Raw genomic sequence first — 16,724 nt, forward strand, 5'->3', positions numbered from 1 at the left:
GACGATTGAGCGCTGGGCCCGCCGGAGCCGTATCGAAGGCAGAGCCCCCGCCGGGGCTCTCATCGGCGTGAGCGCCGACAGGCAGCGGAGGTACGTATGACGTTGACACGCGAGAAGCTCGCGGCCGGGGCCGCCGTGGCCCTGCTGGTGCTCACCGGCTGCGGTGGGTCGGGCGACAAGGCGGCCGACGGGCAGGACAGGGTTCCGGCCACGGCGACCGGGAGCCTGGAGGACCTGGCGGCCGAGGTGAAGTGCACGCCGGACATCCAGACGGACGCGGACGAGATCCGTCAGGGCGTGTGCAAGATCCGTTCCGGCAAGTTCATCCTGGCGACCTTCGCCACCGACCGCGGACAGCGTGAGTGGCTCGACGGCGCCAAGGACTACGGCGGTTCGTACCTCGTCGGCGCCAAGTGGGTCGCCGTCGGCGACCAGAAGATGGTCACGACGCTGCGCGGCCGGCTCGGCGGGACCGTCGAGGAGGGCATGTCCCACCACGCGGGAGGCGCCGGTGGTGCCGGAACCGCGACCGGGCACTCCGGTCACCACGCCGGCTGACGCCTCGGGCCCGGGCGGGACGGGGCGGGGACGCCGCCGCCATGTCCCGGGCAGGAGTCGGAACGGCCCGCAGCGCGGGGGCAGCCGGAGGAACGCGGAAAGCCGGCAGCCGGAGGAACGCGGAAAGCCGGTGGCCGGAGGAACGCGGAAAGCCGGTGGCGCGAGGGACGCGGAAGGCCGGTGGCGGGAGATTCCGCCACCGGCCTTCTTCGCGCTTCATGTCGGGTCGGTCACCGCTGCGCGCGGCTCACCTGCAACGCTGGCCCCGGTTGATGCAGTTGACCATCTTGTTCATCACGTTCTCGTCGAAGACGTTGATGAAGTCGTCGTGGTCGGTGGCGGGCTTGTGCAGCTGTTCCGGGAAGCCGTCCACCGCATAGGCGTTCTTGACCTGCCCGTTCTGCAGGGTCGGCGCCGGCACGTTGTACACCAGGCGCATCGTCAGCTGCGGGATCGCCTTGAAGCCGTTGGCGCAGTTGCCCTGGGCGTCCGCGAAGGCCACGTGCGTACGGTGGTTCGCGCTGTCGATGTTCTGGCCGTCCCAGCAGCTCTGGAAGGCGAAGGTGCGCACCACGCTGCTGCCCCGGGGGCAGATCGGGTACTGCGTCGTCAGCTGCACCTTGTTCTCGAAGCCGGTGCAGCTCCAGTGGGCGTTGGCGTTCGCGAGTCCGTTGGTCGTCGTCTTCGCGTCACCGGTGATGATGCGCAGGAACTTCGGCATCGCGACGACCTTGCTCTTCGGGTTGCCGACGAACTTGATCTGCGCCTGCTTGGCCTGCTGGATCTGGCCGACGTTGCCTTCCTTGCCACCGCCGTCGTTGTTCTGGTCGAAGTCCTGCGTGCCGTTCTGGATACGCACGACCGGCCAGTAGTACGACGACTTGTCGCCCTGGTTCGAGCAGCTGGTCTTGGCCGCGGCGAACGTGTCGTTGTTGGCGAAGGCGTCGTTCGACTGGTTGCCGACGTAGTCGTGCAGGTGGTGCGCGCCGTTGGTCACGCCGGGCGCCACGATCACGTTGTCGGTGTTGAACTTCTTGTTCGCGTTCACACCGCAGGTGCTCGAGAAGGTGCCGGAGGAGCCGCCCGCCCGGGTCCGCGCCTTCTGGGGCACGTTCGGCCGGACCTTCGTGATGTCGACGAAGTCGGCGGCGACGGGACCGTTGCCGGCCTGGCCGCCGTTGCCCTGCTGCTGGCCGCCGCCCTGCTGCTGCCCGCCACCCTGCTGCTGGCCGCCGGCCGAAGCGCTCGGGGAGGCGGTGGCCTGGCCGCCACCTTGCTGCTGCCCGCCGCCCTGCTGCTGGCCGCCGTTGTTGGCCTGCGTCTGGTCGGCGGTGGTCGCGTTGCAGCCGGCCAGGCCGCTCAGCGAGTCCGGGGCGGTGCCGCCCACGCGCGTGATCTCCAGCTTGATCCGGTCGATGATCGCCGAACGCCGGTCCTTGAGCGGCTGGAGGATGGAGTTCTGCACGAACTGGGCGTCCCTGGCCTGCGCGTCCCGCGTGGTGGCGAGACGCTGGTAGGCGTCGGTGATCTGCTGGTCGAGCGTGGCGAGCTCGCCGTCGACCTCCGTGCGGGCCTGGTTCGGCACGTCGGGGAGCTTCTGCCCGACATCGGGACAGCTGATCGTGGCCACCTGGGCGGCGGCGGCCTTGGTGGTGTTGGGGGAGGAATTCTCCTCGTGCGCCGAAGCGTAGTAATTCGCCCAGATCAGCCCGCCTCCGCCGAGCGCTAGAGCCGCCGATGCGGCTACGGCGCGGACGGCCAGCGGCGAACGGCGTTTTCGTGTGTTGCGTCCCATGGAACTCCTCTGACTTCCTTGCGGGGCATCGAGGCGCCCGACAGGAGTGAAGCGGCTCCATTCCATACGCATGAGGTGTGTGAGGCGTTCAGAAACCTCGGAAAAACTTGGAAGTCCTTGTGGCCAATTCAGGCACAATGGGCCCAGAAGCCCGCGTTTCAGCGAGAGTTGATGATGCGATTCAGGTTTGAACGGCGAATTTTTGAATCCGATTCAGTTCCGTTGATCGCATTCAGTGGGCTCCCCGGTCCAAATACGCGAGCACCGCGAGTACCCGGCGATTGTCGTCGTCGGAGACCTCCAGGCCCAGCTTCGCGAAGATGTTGGAGGTGTGCTTGGCGATCGCGCGCTCCGTGACCACGAGCTGGCCGGCGATCGCCGCGTTCGACCGTCCCTGCGCCATCAGTTCGAGCACCTCCGTCTCCCGCGGAGTGAGTCGTCCGAGCGGCTGGTCGACGGTGGACCGCCGCGACAGCAGCTGCTGGATGACCTGCGGATCCATCGCCGTTCCCCCTGCCGCGACCCGGCGCACCGCGTCGACGAACTGCTCCGCGTCGAACACCCGGTCCTTCAGCAGATAGCCGATGCCGCCGGTGCCGTCGGCGAGCAACTCCCGTGCGTACAACTGCTCCACGTGCTGCGACAGCACCAGCACCGGCAGTCCCGGCCGGTTGCGCCGGGCCTCCAGCGCGCACTGCAGGCCCTCGTCCGTGTGCGAGGGCGGCAGCCGTACGTCGACCACCGCCACGTCCGGCTCCAACTCGGCCAGCGCGCGGCTCAGTTCGGGCCCGCTCTCGACGGCCGCGGCGATCTCGAAGTCGTAGGCCTGGAGCATCCGCACCAGCCCGTCACGCAGCAGGAACAGGTCTTCGGCTAGGACAACGCGCAAGGGATCTCCATGGTGACCATGGTGGGGCCGCCGGCGGGACTGCTGACGGCGAGGACGCCGTCGAATGTACCGAGCCGCCGCTCGATCCCCGACAGGCCCGAACCCGTGCCGATCCGGGCGCCGCCCCTGCCGTTGTCGGTGACCGCGATGCGCAGCATGCCGTCCGTGTGGTGGAGGTCGACCCAGACGCGGTCGGCGCCCGAGTGCTTGACCGTGTTGGTCAGCACCTCGCTGACGGCGAAGTACGCGGCGGACTCGACGGGCGCGTCCGCCCGCCCCGCCAGCTCCGCGTCCACCTCGCTCGCCAGCGGCAGGCGCAGCGCCAACGCCTTTATTGCGTCCGCGAGTCCGCGTTCCGCGAGTACCGGAGGATGGATACCGCGCACCAGGTCCCGCAGCTCGGTGAGCGCGTCGGCGGACGACCTCCGCGCCTGGGCGAGCAGTTCCCTGGCCCGCGCCGGGTCCTTGTCGATCAGCGCCTCGATCGTGCCCAGGTCCATGCCCATGGCGACCAGACGTGCCTGCGCCCCGTCGTGCAGGTCCCGCTCGATGCGCCGCAGTTCGGCCGCCGACGAGTCGACGGCGTCGCGCCGTGTCTCCGTCAGCACCCTGACCCGCTCGGCGAGTTCGCCCTGCCCGGAGGCCAGAACGGACCGGGTGAGCCGGAAGTGCAGACGCAGCAGCGGCGGGGAGAGGTGGTAGCCGGCGGCCAGGAGGACGGCGGCGAGCGCGCCGGCCAGCAGGGCGGTGCTCTGCCCCGAGACCGGCACGAAGCCGTACCACCAGCCGACGTGGGTGCCGTCCGTGAAGACCCGCCACAGCCCGAGCGCGAGCGCGAACCCCTCCAGCGGGTACAGGAGCAGTGCCCCGGGCAGCAGGGCCGTGACGAACCCGACGGTCATGTCGAACAGCAGCCACCCCAGGTCCCGCCAGGTCGCCGGGTCCCCGAGCATCCCGAAACAGCGCGTCCACGGGCCCGCGTCCGCCGGCACCGGCCGGTACACGGCCGGGATCCGTATCCCGTACCACTGTGCCGCGACCACCCGGCGGGCGTTCGCGAAGGACCGGACGCCGGTCAGCACCCAGGGCGTCGTCACGACGCCGACGCCCAGCGGCACGAGGGCGAGTGACACGACGGCCAGGACGAAGAGGGACACGGATCCGGCGAACCCCAGGACGGCGACGGCCAGTCCCCGTGCGCCGGCCACGGCCGCTTCCCGCGCTCGCGCCCGGACGTCGGTGCTGTGCTTCTCCATGGCCTCAGTCTCACCGACCGGATGCACCGGGTCACTGGGCCGGGCACCCCCAACGGGGGTGGTGCCGGCACCACCCCCGGATGCGGACGGGGCGGCCGGGACCGCTGCGCGGACGAGAGCGGCCGGGACCCCGGCGGGTACGAGAGCGGCCGGGGTCCCGGTGCCGACGGGGGAGGCCGGGCAGGCAGCCCCCCGCTCAGCCCGCCAGGGCCTTCGCCTCCTGTTCGGGGGAGAGTCCCACCGCGGGCCGGTCGGGCCGCTGCGGGGCGATCCCGCCGAGCTCCTGGAGCCAGCTCCAGGTGTCGGCGACGGTCTCCAGGACGCTCCGGCACCGCAGCCCCGCGTCCACCGCGCGGGAGACGTCCGCCCCGTGCAGGGCGTCGTGCAGATCGCTTCCCGCCGGCACCCACACCGGCAGCTGCGTCCACGGCTCGATCCCGGCGCCGAGCACGGCCTCGGCGGCGGTCCACCGCAGTTCCGCCGATGCCCCGGTGACGGACACGCACGCGTCGAGGAGTTCGCCCATCGTGCTGTGACCCGGCGGAGAGACGAGGTTGTACGCGCCGCCCGGCGCCCTCTCCGCCGCCGTGAGTGTCCACTCGGCGAGGTCACGGACGTCGATGTACTGGATCGGCAGGTCGCGCAGTCCGGGTGCGAGGACGGGCCCGCCCCGCGCGATCCGGTTCAGCCACCACGGCAGCCGCCCGATGTTCTCGTACGGGCCGAGGATCAGCCCGGCCCGCACGAGCAGGGAGCGCTCCTCGCCGAAGGCGTCGAGCACGGCCAGCTCCCCGCCTCGCTTGTCCCGCGCGTAGTCGGTCTGTTCCGCAGCCGCGGACGCCCCGGTCACCAGGGCGGCGTCCTCCGTGTAGCCGGCGGCCGGTGCCCACGCGTACACCGAGCAGCTGGACACGTACGCGTACCGCCGCACCCGTCCGGCCAGCAGCAGTGCCGTGTCCCGCACGGCCCGCGGCGCCGCCGACCAGGTGTCGACGACGACGTCCCACTCGCCGTCGGCGAGCGCCGCGAGCCCGTCCGGTGCGGTGCGGTCGCCGAGCAACGAACGCACCCCGGGCGGAGGTTCGTGCCGCCCCCGGTGGAAGACGGTCACCTCCCACCCCCGGGCGAGCGCCGCCTCGACGACGGCGCGTCCCACGAACTCCGTACCTCCGAGCATCAGCAGTCTCATGGGGACGACTCTGCACGGCAGGCCGCCCGGACGGAACAGGATTCTGCCGACAGAAGATCCGTCACCGCGGCCGGCCGCTCGGCGGCACGACCCGGATCAACGCCCGGTCGGAGGCGCGTACTTGTATCCCACGCGGCGCACGGTCTGGATCGTCTGCCGGTGCTGTGCGCCGAGCTTGCGGCGCAGCCGGGCGACATGGACGTCGACGGTCCGTCCGTCGCCCACGTGACCGTAGCCCCACACCGTGGTGACCAGCTGGTCGCGGGTGTGCACCCGGTGCGGGTGGGCGACGAGGTGCGCGAGCAGCTCGAACTCCAGGTAGGTGAGGTCGAGCGGCCGTCCGTCGACCTCGGCGGTGCGCTGCACGGTGTCGATGCGGACGAGCGGGTCGTCGCCGCCGGCGTCGGCCGCCTCCGAGGGCTCGGGCCGGTCCGGCACGGCGACGGGCAGCGCGGGGTGCTGGTCCGCCGGGACGAGGACCAGGTAGCCGATCATCGGCGGCTGTCCCGGCAGGACGGGCAGGGTGTGCTGGGGAGCGGGCAGCCAGGTGGCGCCCGGCGGCAGGAACTCGGTGACGTCCACCACCTCGTCCCGGTCGACGGCACGCAGCCGGTGCCGCCCGGGGCCGGCGGGAAGTACGGACGGCCCGCCGCCCGTCCGGACGGGGTCGAGGGCGGGGGAGGACGCGACGGAGGAGAAGGAACGAGTGGTCGCCATGAGAGGTCAGCTCTTTCGCGCGAGAAGTTCGTCGGGGAGGTCGACGACCGCGAGTTCGTGGTCGGGGCCGTCGAGGACGTACGTCGTGCGCGCTGGCCGAAGGCCGGGGTGTACGGCTTTAGAGGGCCGGCGCGTTCATCGCGCGGCAACACACCCGGTCGAAGTCGTGGTGCTGACGGGAAGGCCAGAAGGGCTCCAGGTCATGGCGACCCGTCGCGAGGTGCTTCTGGAAACCGGCCATGACCCCATTGAAGCAGAACCCGGCGCCGGGCAGGAGTCTCCTCCCACGGGTCGGACGCCGGATTGGCGTGATCCTGACCTCGCCCGCGTCATCCCACCAGGCGTTTGCGCCAGGACAGGGGCGTCACGGTGATCGCCCTGTCCGGGCTGCCGTCCCACTGGGCGGACAGTCCGGCGGCGGTGAGCGCGGCGACGACCTCGTGTCCGACGGCCCTGGTGGTGTCGGCCGAACCGTCGAACCCCCCGTACAGCAGCGTCAGTCCGTGCCCGGCGGCGGCGCTCTGTGTGCACTGCGAGTGGAAGTAGACGAAGCCGCGGGCTCCTTCGCGGCTCTCGCCGCCGATCTCGGCGGTGCCGCAGGAGCGGCAGCAGGTGAAGTTCTCCCGGGCGGTGATGCCGTCCGCGTCGAGCGACTCGAAGGCCGTGGTGAGGCGCTCCGGGTCCGTGCGGCCCTGCCAGGTCTCCTGCTCGGCCAGACGCTCCAGCCAGAGCCGGTCCACGAGCTCCCGGGCCTGGGCCGCGGACACCGGCCGGTCGTCGCCGTCCACGAGCCACTCCTCGGCGTCCTCCGCCAGCCGGGCGCGGTCGTCGTACCCGCAGCGCAGCAGCTCCCGTACGTGCTCCTCGACCTCCTCGCGCACGTCCTCGGGCAGTTCGGGGACGTCCGTCGCGGGGTCGGCCGCCACCGGTTCCCAGTCGAGACCCGCATGCCAGTCGTCCTGCCGACGGGCCCAGCCCACCATGGCGTCCGCGACCCGGTCCGGGTCCGTCACATCGGTCCCGAAGAACTGCTCCCGGCCATCGCGGTGTTCGAGCCGGTAGTCGCCGCCCGTCTCGTGCCACACCTGGATGAAGACGTCGGGGATGTCGGGTATGCGCTGCACGACCAGGAAGTGGTCGCCCTCGCCGCCGATCCGTCGTACCAGCTCACGCAGTCGCTGCTCCGGGATCCGGGCGTGCTTCTGCCAGTTCTCCGTCTCGGCCTTGACGGCGAGCGGCTCGTGGTTCTCCATGGGGGCAAGACTGGCAGGCGCCACTGACACAGTGGTCCACGGGCCGTTGCCCGCACGTCGGCGCGACCACGTCGTGCGAGAGGGGCGCCCACCGCGACGGTGGGCGCCCCTCTCACGGAGCCGTGGCGCGGATCAGACCTGGCCGGCCTTCTCCAGCGCGGAGCAGCAGGTGTCGACGAGCAGACGCGTCACCACGTACGGGTCGACGTTGGCGTTCGGACGGCGGTCCTCGATGTAGCCCTTGCCGTCCTTCTCGACCTGCCAGGGGATGCGGACCGAGGCGCCGCGGTTGGAGACGCCGTAGGAGTACTCGTTCCACGGGGCGGTCTCGTGCAGACCGGTCAGGCGGTCGTCGATGCCGGCGCCGTAGTTCTTGACGTGGTCCATCGGCTTGGAGCCCTCGCCGAGCGACTCGCACGCGGTGATGATCGCGTCGTAGCCCTCGCGCATCGCCTTGGTGGAGAAGTTGGTGTGCGCGCCGGCGCCGTTCCAGTCGCCCTTGACCGGCTTCGGGTCGAGGGTCGCGGAGACGCCGAAGTCCTCGGCGGTGCGGTAGAGCAGCCAGCGGGCGACCCACAGCTGGTCCGAGACCTCCAGCGGCGCCAGCGGGCCGACCTGGAACTCCCACTGGCCGGGCATGACCTCGGCGTTGATGCCGGAGATGCCGAGGCCCGCCTTGAGGCAGTTGTCCAGGTGCGCCTCGACGACGTCGCGGCCGAAGATCTCGTCCGCGCCGACACCGCAGTAGTAGCCGCCCTGCGCGGCCGGGAAGCCGCCCTCGGGGAAGCCGAGCGGACGCGAACCCTTGAAGAAGGTGTACTCCTGCTCGATGCCGAAGATCGACTCCTGCGCGGCGAACCGCTCCGCGACCTCGGCCAGCGCGGCACGGGTGTTGGACTCGTGGGGCGTCATGTCGATGTTGAGGACCTCGCACATGACGAGGATGTCGTCGCCGCCGCGGATCGGGTCCGGGAAGCTGGCCACGGGCCTGAGTACGCGGTCCGAGGCGTGCCCCTCGGCCTGGTTCGTGGAGGAGCCGTCGAAGCCCCAGATCGGCAGGTCCGCACCCTTGGCGTCGTCGCCCAGTATCTTCGTCTTGGAACGGAGCTTGGCCGTCGGCTCGGTGCCGTCGATCCAGATGTACTCAGCCTTGAAGGTCACGGGCCACATCCTTCGGGGTGTGTCTCTAGGCGCACTTGCGGGTGCTGCGGCGCTGCGGCACTGGGGCGCCGCCAGGGATGCGGGCAGCCTGTCAACAGGCGATTTCCCGATCATTGCCCGAATGTGAACCCCGTGTTACCTGAGCTGTGTGTGCCCGGTGTCACTCCACCCGCCCGGTGCGGGTGCCCGTGCGGGAGTGTTCGCGTCCGCGACCGCCGGCCCGTGCTGTCGCGGACGCGTCGCGTACGACGGCTCGTATGCGATGGGGTGCGGAGACACCCGGGGATGTGCGGACACGTGTCGGCCCTGCCGCCCCCGTCCCGGAGCGGCAGGGCCTTCGACCCGTTCTCCGCGTCACCCCACCTTCTCGATGACGGCCCTGCGGATCAGGAACTTCCCGGGCTCCCGCACCTGCTCGAAGGCGGCGTTGTTCAGCAGCACACAGCTGCCGGACACCGAGGTGACCTCCACGGTGGTGGACTTGTTGTTGTCCAGGTTGGTGACCTTCAGCTTCGTCCCCGCCGGGAACTGGTTGCTGGAGGCGGCCGGGGCGCCGCCCTCACCGGAGAGCGTGACGGTCGAGCCGTTGCAGACCTGCTGGCCGCCGCCGGCACCGCCGCCCCCGTTGTTCGCACCGCCGGCGTTGTTCGCACCGCCACCCGCGTTGTTCGCGCCACCGCCGTTGTTCGCGGGTGCGGACTGCGCGGGCGCGGACTGCGCGGGCTGCGTTCCGGCCTGGGAGCCCTGAGCCGACTCCCCGACCGCGCAACCGGACGCCTTCTGCTGAACCTTGATCTGCTCGATGACGGCCTCGCGGTTGGCGATCCGCGCCTGAGACTGTGCGTCGGGGTTGGCCCGCTGCCCCTCGATGAACTTCTGGTTGTTGCCGAGCGCGGTGGCCAGGCCCTGGCAGACCGTGGAGTTCTGGGCGTTCTGCACCGGCGCCGCGTTGGACGTGGCGGCCAGGGCGAAGGCCCCGCCGCCGGCCACGGTCGCCGCGCTGACGAACAGCGCGATCTTCTTCTTCGTGCTGAGAGTTCTCCTACGCGACATGCGCGCCTCCTGGGTGAGGTGGAGCGTTACGCCGCTATGTACGAGATGCCGAACAGGGTTACTCAACGGTTACCGCAGTCACTCAAGTAACGTAGGTCACAGCCGAGTTGGTCAGGCCGCTCCGAGGGCTACCGGGACAGGGCGTCCCGTACGGACTCCTCCGTGCGGCCCACCACGGCGCTGCCGTCGTCCGCGGTGATGATCGGCCGCTGGATGAGCTTCGGGTGCTGCGACAGCGCCGTGATCCACCGGTCCCGCGTCTCCGCGTCCCGCGGCCAGTCCTTGAGCCCCAGCTCCTTGGCGTCGGCCTCCTGGGTGCGTGTGATGTCCCACGGCTCCAGCCCCAGCCGGTCGAGCACCTCGCGGATCTCGTCCTCGGTGGGCACGTCCTCCAGGTAGCGGCGGACGGTGTAGTCCGCGCCCTCGGCGTCGAGCAGGGTGAGCGCGCTGCGGCACTTCGAACAGGCCGGATTGATCCAGATCTCCATGCCGCACACGGTACGCCAGACATCGGTTTCCACAGGCGTCACGGGGTCCCCAAGAGCCCTGTGGCCAGCGGCTTTTGTCAGTGCCCGGCAGTAGAATAGAAGCAGTGTTCGAGGGTGTCGCCGGGACGTCCGGACGGCTCCCTGACCGCGACAGGAGGATGCCTGTGCCCGCTGCCGCACTGAAGCCGCTGCCCACCCAGTCCACGTCCAGGAGGACGGTCCTGCTGGACCTGCCGTACGAGCCCGTGGAGAAGCGCCCGCTGCCGCCGGGCCGTCCCCGCGAGTGGTACGTCACGCACAACCGTCGGCTCAAGGCGATGCGTCTGGCCATCGCCCTGCTCGACTCCGGCGTCTACGTGCCGAACCAGGCCCGCAACGAGACGATACGAAGCACCGCGGAACTCATCGGCGTCCACGCGCCGTCCGACACGACGTGCCACATGGTGCGCGCGCTGATGAAGTACTCCCGCTGACGCCCGCCGCCGGGTGCCGCCGCATCGCGCGGCGGCACCCGGCACCCGGCACCGGACTCACCCCGACGACAACTCCTTCTCCAGGGGCGTCCGGAAGCGCGGGGTCACCTGGGTCCCGTCCAGCCAGGCCTGCGCACGCGCGGCCTCGGCCGCGATCGCGTCCAGGGCCTCGCGCCCCACATCCCGGTCGTCCAGCACCCGCCACACGACCTCACCGCCGGGCCGCTGCGCCCAGCCGCCGACCACCCGCCCGTTCCACCACACCGTCGGACCGACGTTGCCGCTGCGGTCGAAGAGGGCGGGCCGCAGACCGGGGGCCAGGTACCAGTCCCGCTCCTGCCAGCCCATGGCCGTCGGATCGAGGGCGGGCAGCAGGGCCGCCCAGGGCGTCGAAGGCGCGTCGACGGGCTCCTCGTCGCCTTCGGCGACATAGCCGGTGGCGCCGTCGTCGAGCGACACGGCCACCGCCCCGGCCGCTGCCAGGGCCCGCCGCACATCGGTGACCTTCCACCCCGTCCACCACTTCAGGTCGCCCTCGGTGGCGGGCCCGCACGCCCGCAGCCAGCGGCGCAGCAGATCCGGCTGGGCCTCGGCGGGCGGCAGTTCGGGATGCGGCGGAGCGACCGCCCAGCGGAACTGGCTCGACGTCCACGAGCCGAGCGGACGTCCGCGCACCACCCGGCCCTCCACCCCGAGCACCCGCATCAGCCGGGACGACACGGCTTGCGGGCTCTCGTAGCTCTTCCCGGCACCGTAGGTGAACTGCTCCTTCAACCGCGGTTCGTCCCGGGTGAGTTCGTTCACCGTGGCCTGCCCGCGACGGGCCAGCGCGGCGAGCGCGGACGCCTCGACCTCGGCGAGCCACTCCTCGGTCAGCCGTCCGTCGCTGCCGGTGGTCATCTCCTTGACCAGCCCCGCGCGGGCCTTCGCGGCGATGGCGAGCCCCGTCGAGGCGTGCACCACCGCCGCCAGGGACGTGGGGAACACGAACACCGTGTGCCGCATGCCGTGCATCCGCACCAGCGTCCGGTCCTCGTACAGCGCCCGGTCGACCTCCGCCACCGTCTTCCCGGCGTCCTCCAGCCGCGCGCCGACCGCGAGGTACACCGTCGCCGGATCGGTGCCGTGCAGCGCGACCAGACAGTCGGCGACCTCCTCGGGCCGTGCCGCCCGCGCGGTGACCGCCAGTCTCTGCCGCAGGCCCAGCCGGGCCAGCCGTTCCGCCGTATCGATGTGCCGCCGTCGTCCGCTCACGCCGCCTCCAGCCGGTCCCCTGAACCCTGTGATCCCATCCTCTCGAACACCCGGCCGTCACCGGGAGCGACTCACTCGTTTCGCCGTATCCCGCATGCGCGCACGCTGCCGTCGGCATTGACTGAGGCGACCGCGAGACGCGGGATCCGCAGGACGAGGAGCACATCGGGAGACGCGATGCACGGGCACGGCGTACGAGGGCTGATCCTGGCGGCGACCGCGACGACGGCCCTGGCCGTGTTCCTCGCAGGCTGCTCGGAGGGCGACAGCCCCTCCGGTGCCGTGTCCAAGGCCGCGTCCGCCGCGTCCGAGGCCGGGGACGCCCTGGCTTCCGCGACCGCCGAAGCCGGCCAGAAGTTCGACGACGTCAAGAACGGCGTCGACGCCAAGGGCGACGTGAAGCTCGACGGCAAGGTCACGTCCGACGCCGACGGACGGGCCACCGTCAAGCTGACCGCCACCAACTCGGCTTCCGCGACGAAGTCCTACGTCGTCCAGGTCGACTTCCGCGACAAGGACGGCAACCTCCTCGGCGTGTCCGTCGTCACCGTCAGCGACGTGGCGAAGGGCGCCTCCAAGGACGCCACCGCCCGCACCAACCGCTCGCTCTCCGGTGACGTCACGGCCGGTGTCGCCCGCGCAGTGCGGTACTGACGGCCGTGGCCCGGAACGGTGCCCCCGGCCCCGCCGACCGGGCGGCAGGGGGCAAGGCCGCGCGCAAGCGCGTCCCCCGTTCCTCGCACGCCGGCTGGATACCCGCCGCCGACCGTCCCGATCCCGTCGCCGTCCTCGAACGGCAGGGCCGCGACCGGCTCCAGGAGCTGCTGCCGATCCGGTACGGGCGGATGACGGCGTCCCCGTTCGCCTTCCTGCGCGGCTCCGCCGCCGTGATGGCCGCCGACCTCGCCGCACACCCGCACACCGGCCTCATGGTGCAACTGTGCGGCGACGCCCATCTGCTCAACTTCGGCGTGTACGCCTCCCCGGAACGCGCCCTGGTCTTCGACCTCAACGACTTCGACGAGACCTTCCCCGGCCCCTTCGAGTGGGACGTCAAACGGCTCGCGGCCAGCGTCGCGGTCGCCGCCCGCGAGAACGGGCACAAGGAGGCGGAGGCCCACGCCGCGGCCATGACCGCCGCGGGCGAGTACCGCCGGGCCGTACGACGCCTGGCCGAACAGGGCGAACTCGCCGTCTGGTACGCCCGCGTCGACGCCGCGGAGCTGCTCCCGCTGGCCCCCACGGCCCGGCGTCGCAAGCGCGTCGAGTCGAGCCTCACCCGGGCCCGCCGCCGCACCAGCCTGCACGCCTTGGGCAAGCTCACCGAGATCGTCGACGGACGCCCGCGCATCGTCCAGGACCCGCCCCTGCTGGAGGCGGTCGGCGCCCCCGACATGGCGTCGCTGCGCAAGATCTTCAGCGACTACCGCTCCACGCTCTCCGAGGAGCGCCGCCTGCTCCTGGACCGCTATCGCTTCGTGGACGCCGCCCGCAAGGTCGTGGGTGTCGGCAGCGTCGGCACCAGGTGCTTCATCGTGCTGCTCACCGGCCGTGACATGACCGACCCGCTGTTCCTCCAGATCAAGGAGGCCGGCCGGTCCGTCCTGGAGGAGCACCTGCCCAGCGGTCCCTACGTGCACCCGGGACACCGGGTCGTCGCGGGGCAGCGACTGCTCCAGGCCGCCAGCGACATCTTCCTCGGCTGGATGAGCGGGCCGCAGGACCGGGCCTACTACTGGCGGCAGTTGCGCGACATGAAGACCTCGGCGGACGTCGCGGGCATGAGCCCGGTCGTCCTGCGGATCTACGCCGGGCTGTGCGGCACCACCCTGGCCCGCGCGCACGCGCGCTCCGGCGACCGCATCGCGATCGCCTCGTACCTGGGCACCTCCGACACCTTCGACCGGGCCGTCGCCGACTTCGCGCTGCGCTACGCCGACCGGACCGTCGAGGACCACGCGGCCCTCGGCGCGGCCGTGGCGGCCGGGGTGGTCCGGGCGGCCCCGGGCGTCTGAGCGGGGGCGAGCGGCCCACCCGGCGGCGGGTCCGCCGTCCCGGTCAGCGGGCCGGGTCGGCGAGGACGAGGTCGACGAACCGTGCCCGGTCCTCGGCATGGTCGTGGAACCACAGACCGAGCCTGTGTTCCGCGTCGGGCACGTCGAAGCGGGTGAACCGGGCCCTCGCCGACAGGGCGTCCGTCACGGCCTCGGTCACGGCGGGCGGGATCACGGCGTCCGTGCCCGGCACGGCGAGCACCGCACGGCCCGCGTAGGCCCGCAGGACGTCGAGTGCGGGCGCCGTACGCCAGTTGTCCGGGGTGCGGATGATCGTGCTGAACAGGCTGTCGCCCTCGCCGAACGGGAGCGGCCACGCCTCCGCGCTGTACACGGCCGGCGCACACAGCCCGACGGCGGCGACGCGCTCCTTGTAGTGCCCCGCGAGATCGGCCACGGTCTGCCCGCTCATGCTGAAGCCGACGAGGATCAGCTCTCCGTCCGCGGGGACGCCCGCGTCGATGACGGAGACGGCCTGCTCGAAGCGCCGCCGAAGGCTCAACTCCTTGAGCGCGCCCGTGCTTTCGCCGTGTCCGGAGAAGTCGAGCGCGAGTGCGCGACAGCCGCGCGCCACGAAGTCGCCGAGCAGCGGGAGCAGTCGTTCCTTGCTGCCGTTGCCCGCGCCGTGCAGCAGGACGGCGGTGGCGACCCCGTCACCGCTCCGGTCGCCTCCGCCGCTGACACAGCTGAGTCGTTCACCGTCGTGGTGGTGCGTGAAGGAGGAGAGCATCCCCCCATTTACGCATGCCGCACGTGCCGCCTCGGCACAGGGCTCCGGGCCGCTCGGGAGGAGGCGGGAGCGGGCTCAGGAGGAAGCGGGCGCTGCGGTGTCGGCCCCGGCCCGCGTGGTGGTGTCGCTCTGCGCGTGTGCCGCCGTGTCGCTCTTCGCCCGTGCGGCGGCGATCGCCTCGCGCAGCGCGTCCTCCTGCTCCTGGCTCAGCGACGTCTGCACCAACTGGCCGCCGAACTCGGCGATCTGGGGGACCACCTTGTCGGCGGCGGCCTGCTTGACGAGCACGAACAGAGCGGCGGCGCCCGGCCGCAGGTTCTGGCTGAGGTCCTTCATGAAGTTGTCGTTGATGCCGGTGTCCGTGACCGCGCCGCCGGCGGCACCGGCCGCCGCGCCCACCGCAGCGCCGAGCAGCGGCGCCAGGAAGAGCAGTCCGATCACGCCGCCCCACAGCGCACCCCCGGCTGCGCCCACGGCCGTGTGGCTGACGGCCTGATGGAGTTTGATCTTTCCGTCGTCGCGCCGCTCGACCACCACCGCGTCCTCCAGTTCGACGAGGTGCTGCTTGGACAGCTCGAAGAGCTTCTCCCGCACCTGGTTGGCGGTGGCGAGTTCGTTGTACGCGATGACGAACAGATTGCTCATCCGAAGGCACCCCTTATGTCGAGTTCGTTCGACTTTATAGCGGTACGGGGTGGGGTGCAGTCGGGAGAAATCCGGATGCGTACGCCCGGGCCCGGTCCCTACGCTGGACACGCGTCGCGGAGCTGCCCTGCACCGCTTGCCGCCGGACAGGCATCAGTCGGCGGACACGGGGCTACTCTCTACGCACCGACGTGCGGCCGCCCACCCCCAGCGCCTCGTCGGCACACCCCACCAGCACGTCAAGACCCGCCATCCACGCATCCCAAGGAGTCCCGTCATGGGCACCTTGATCGTCTCGGCGACCCTGGTTCTGGTCGTCATGGGCTTCTCCGACCACGTCCTCTGGCTCGCGGCGGTGGCCCTGCTCTTCCTGTACGTCCGCTACGGCCGCACGGGGGAGAGCACGTCCGCCGCGTCCTCGAACGGGGCCCCCGCCGGGGGTTCCGCCGGCCGCACGGACACGAGTTACCGCGCCTACCGTGACCGCCGTGACCGTCAGGCCAAGTGGGAGCGCCGCTACCGTCGTGAGCGTCCTCTGGAGGCACGCCGCCAGGAGCGCCAGAAGTAGGCCCGCCCGGGCCGTCGACGGATCCCGCCCCGCGCGGATCCGTACCGTCACAGACCCGGGGCGCCCCAGATCGGGAACCAGCGCCCCAGGTCCTGCTCGATCCGCAGGTCGTCGGCGAGCACCGCCTTGACCTGCAGCTCCAGCGCGTTGTCGCGCCGCCGGCCCGTACCGGCCAGCGGCGCGAACGGGTAGAAGGTCCCGCGCTTGTAGAGGTAGACGAGTCCGAGCCGCCGCTGCCCGGCGTCCTCGAAAGCGGCGACCGAGCACAGCAGCTGTGGGCCGAAGCCGGTGCCCTCCAGGGCGCTGTTGACCGCGTGCAGATCGCTCACCAGCGCGGGCAGGTCGTCGGGCTGCCGCCGGGAGACCAGCCACGAGTACCCGTACTCGTCGCGGACGAGCTCGACGGGCGGCCCGGTGCGCCCGGCATCGGCGTCGAGCAGCGCCTGCACCTCGTGGTGCGCCTCGGCGAAGGCCGCGCCCTCGACGCTCGCGAAGCACACCGCACCCGTCCCGGTCGGGGTGAACCCGGCGGCGGCCTGAAGGGTCACGGCCGCCGACGGCAGCCCGAAGAGCTGGTCGAGATCGGGCGCCACGGGCTTGGTGCGACCCAGCAGGATGTCCAGGAACCCCATGCAGATGGC

18 protein-coding genes are annotated in these 16,724 nt (G+C 71.6%); 5 read left to right on the forward strand and 13 right to left on the reverse strand.

Features of this window, described 5'->3' with window-relative positions:
- The first annotated feature begins 96 nt into the window (after positions 1–96).
- On the forward strand, positions 97–558 hold the full coding sequence (locus ABEB03_RS07690; RefSeq protein WP_345643272.1) for a hypothetical protein: 462 nt from the start codon (positions 97–99) through the stop codon (positions 556–558).
- A gap of 247 nt (positions 559–805) precedes the next feature.
- Here the strand turns inward: ABEB03_RS07690 and ABEB03_RS07695 are convergent, their stop codons facing one another.
- The 9 genes from ABEB03_RS07695 to ABEB03_RS07735 all read right to left on the reverse strand — a co-directional run bounded on the left by ABEB03_RS07695 (position 806) and on the right by ABEB03_RS07735 (position 10,359).
- Entirely contained in the window at positions 806–2,353 is a 1,548-nt protein-coding gene (locus tag ABEB03_RS07695; RefSeq protein ID WP_345643275.1) for a DUF1996 domain-containing protein, read from the reverse strand.
- Between the two features lie 232 nt (positions 2,354–2,585).
- Positions 2,586–3,242, reverse strand: a complete 657-nt coding sequence (locus ABEB03_RS07700; RefSeq protein WP_345643280.1) for a response regulator transcription factor — start codon at positions 3,240–3,242, stop codon at positions 2,586–2,588.
- Entirely contained in the window at positions 3,227–4,498 is a 1,272-nt protein-coding gene (locus ABEB03_RS07705; RefSeq protein WP_345643284.1) for a sensor histidine kinase, read from the reverse strand. The genes ABEB03_RS07700 and ABEB03_RS07705 overlap by 16 nt, the downstream gene beginning before the upstream one ends.
- A 196-nt stretch (positions 4,499–4,694) precedes the next feature.
- The gene (locus ABEB03_RS07710; RefSeq protein ID WP_345643288.1) at positions 4,695–5,687 is read right to left on the reverse strand and encodes an NAD-dependent epimerase/dehydratase family protein; all 993 of its coding nucleotides are present in this window, start codon (positions 5,685–5,687) and stop codon (positions 4,695–4,697) included.
- Positions 5,688–5,783: 96 nt separating this feature from the next.
- Positions 5,784–6,404 (reverse strand): winged helix-turn-helix domain-containing protein, encoded by a 621-nt coding sequence (locus tag ABEB03_RS07715; RefSeq protein ID WP_345643292.1) that lies wholly within the window; start codon positions 6,402–6,404, stop codon positions 5,784–5,786.
- A gap of 329 nt (positions 6,405–6,733) precedes the next feature.
- Positions 6,734–7,657, reverse strand: coding sequence for a DUF6891 domain-containing protein (locus ABEB03_RS07720; protein WP_345643295.1), 924 nt, complete (start codon positions 7,655–7,657; stop codon positions 6,734–6,736).
- Positions 7,658–7,789: 132 nt separating this feature from the next.
- Positions 7,790–8,818 (reverse strand): glutamine synthetase, encoded by a 1,029-nt coding sequence (gene glnII, locus ABEB03_RS07725; RefSeq protein ID WP_345643298.1) that lies wholly within the window; start codon positions 8,816–8,818, stop codon positions 7,790–7,792.
- A 354-nt stretch (positions 8,819–9,172) separates the two neighbouring features.
- On the reverse strand, positions 9,173–9,871 hold the full coding sequence (locus ABEB03_RS07730) for an RlpA-like double-psi beta-barrel domain-containing protein (protein WP_345643301.1): 699 nt from the start codon (positions 9,869–9,871) through the stop codon (positions 9,173–9,175).
- 128 nt (positions 9,872–9,999) lie between these two features.
- Positions 10,000–10,359: an arsenate reductase family protein gene (locus ABEB03_RS07735; RefSeq protein WP_345643304.1), complete on the reverse strand. Its 360-nt coding sequence runs from the start codon at positions 10,357–10,359 to the stop codon at positions 10,000–10,002.
- A gap of 164 nt (positions 10,360–10,523) precedes the next feature.
- Between ABEB03_RS07735 and ABEB03_RS07740 the strand changes: the two genes are divergently transcribed.
- Positions 10,524–10,832: a hypothetical protein gene (locus ABEB03_RS07740; protein WP_345643307.1), complete on the forward strand. Its 309-nt coding sequence runs from the start codon at positions 10,524–10,526 to the stop codon at positions 10,830–10,832.
- Positions 10,833–10,889: 57 nt separating this feature from the next.
- Here ABEB03_RS07740 and ABEB03_RS07745 read toward each other — a convergent pair whose 3' ends face one another.
- Positions 10,890–12,086, reverse strand: coding sequence for a winged helix DNA-binding domain-containing protein (locus ABEB03_RS07745; protein ID WP_345643310.1), 1,197 nt, complete (start codon positions 12,084–12,086; stop codon positions 10,890–10,892).
- 177 nt (positions 12,087–12,263) lie between these two features.
- Between ABEB03_RS07745 and ABEB03_RS07750 the strand changes: the two genes are divergently transcribed.
- Together ABEB03_RS07750 and ABEB03_RS07755 are read left to right on the forward strand one after the other, a co-directional pair.
- On the forward strand, positions 12,264–12,740 hold the full coding sequence (locus ABEB03_RS07750; RefSeq protein ID WP_345643313.1) for a hypothetical protein: 477 nt from the start codon (positions 12,264–12,266) through the stop codon (positions 12,738–12,740).
- 5 nt (positions 12,741–12,745) lie between these two features.
- Entirely contained in the window at positions 12,746–14,101 is a 1,356-nt protein-coding gene (locus ABEB03_RS07755; RefSeq protein ID WP_345643317.1) for a DUF2252 domain-containing protein, read from the forward strand.
- A 43-nt stretch (positions 14,102–14,144) separates the two neighbouring features.
- On the opposite strand, the gene ABEB03_RS07760 is transcribed toward ABEB03_RS07755, so the two are convergent.
- Together ABEB03_RS07760 and ABEB03_RS07765 are read right to left on the reverse strand one after the other, a co-directional pair.
- Positions 14,145–14,870: an alpha/beta hydrolase gene (locus tag ABEB03_RS07760; RefSeq protein WP_345643321.1), complete on the reverse strand. Its 726-nt coding sequence runs from the start codon at positions 14,868–14,870 to the stop codon at positions 14,145–14,147.
- 75 nt (positions 14,871–14,945) lie between these two features.
- On the reverse strand, positions 14,946–15,515 hold the full coding sequence (locus tag ABEB03_RS07765) for a DUF1269 domain-containing protein (RefSeq protein ID WP_345643324.1): 570 nt from the start codon (positions 15,513–15,515) through the stop codon (positions 14,946–14,948).
- Between the two features lie 277 nt (positions 15,516–15,792).
- On the opposite strand from ABEB03_RS07765, the gene ABEB03_RS07770 reads away from it, so the two are divergent.
- Positions 15,793–16,083: a hypothetical protein gene (locus ABEB03_RS07770; protein ID WP_345643328.1), complete on the forward strand. Its 291-nt coding sequence runs from the start codon at positions 15,793–15,795 to the stop codon at positions 16,081–16,083.
- Between the two features lie 47 nt (positions 16,084–16,130).
- Here the strand turns inward: ABEB03_RS07770 and pspAB are convergent, their stop codons facing one another.
- Positions 16,131–16,715, reverse strand: a complete 585-nt coding sequence (pspAB, locus tag ABEB03_RS07775) for a PspA-associated protein PspAB (protein ID WP_345643331.1) — start codon at positions 16,713–16,715, stop codon at positions 16,131–16,133.
- Positions 16,716–16,724 lie beyond the last annotated feature (9 nt).

This window comes from Streptomyces siamensis (assembly GCF_039543605.1).
In the GTDB taxonomy this organism is placed as follows: Bacteria; Actinomycetota; Actinomycetes; order Streptomycetales; family Streptomycetaceae; genus Streptomyces; species Streptomyces siamensis.

What these genes read in the sequence shown, in the direction of transcription:
- ABEB03_RS07690 (WP_345643272.1), top strand. Translation starts at nt 97, where the DNA reads ATGACGTTGACACGCGAGAAGCTCGCGGCCGGGGCCGCCGTGGCCCTG.
- ABEB03_RS07695 (WP_345643275.1), bottom strand. Translation starts at nt 2,353, where the DNA reads ATGGGACGCAACACACGAAAACGCCGTTCGCCGCTGGCCGTCCGCGCC.
- ABEB03_RS07705 (WP_345643284.1), bottom strand. Translation starts at nt 4,498, where the DNA reads ATGGAGAAGCACAGCACCGACGTCCGGGCGCGAGCGCGGGAAGCGGCC.
- ABEB03_RS07710 (WP_345643288.1), bottom strand. Translation starts at nt 5,687, where the DNA reads ATGAGACTGCTGATGCTCGGAGGTACGGAGTTCGTGGGACGCGCCGTC.
- ABEB03_RS07715 (WP_345643292.1), bottom strand. Translation starts at nt 6,404, where the DNA reads ATGGCGACCACTCGTTCCTTCTCCTCCGTCGCGTCCTCCCCCGCCCTC.
- ABEB03_RS07720 (WP_345643295.1), bottom strand. Translation starts at nt 7,657, where the DNA reads ATGGAGAACCACGAGCCGCTCGCCGTCAAGGCCGAGACGGAGAACTGG.
- ABEB03_RS07730 (WP_345643301.1), bottom strand. Translation starts at nt 9,871, where the DNA reads ATGTCGCGTAGGAGAACTCTCAGCACGAAGAAGAAGATCGCGCTGTTC.
- ABEB03_RS07735 (WP_345643304.1), bottom strand. Translation starts at nt 10,359, where the DNA reads ATGGAGATCTGGATCAATCCGGCCTGTTCGAAGTGCCGCAGCGCGCTC.
- ABEB03_RS07750 (WP_345643313.1), top strand. Translation starts at nt 12,264, where the DNA reads ATGCACGGGCACGGCGTACGAGGGCTGATCCTGGCGGCGACCGCGACG.
- ABEB03_RS07760 (WP_345643321.1), bottom strand. Translation starts at nt 14,870, where the DNA reads ATGCTCTCCTCCTTCACGCACCACCACGACGGTGAACGACTCAGCTGT.
- ABEB03_RS07765 (WP_345643324.1), bottom strand. Translation starts at nt 15,515, where the DNA reads ATGAGCAATCTGTTCGTCATCGCGTACAACGAACTCGCCACCGCCAAC.
- ABEB03_RS07770 (WP_345643328.1), top strand. Translation starts at nt 15,793, where the DNA reads ATGGGCACCTTGATCGTCTCGGCGACCCTGGTTCTGGTCGTCATGGGC.
- pspAB (WP_345643331.1), bottom strand. Translation starts at nt 16,715, where the DNA reads ATGGGGTTCCTGGACATCCTGCTGGGTCGCACCAAGCCCGTGGCGCCC.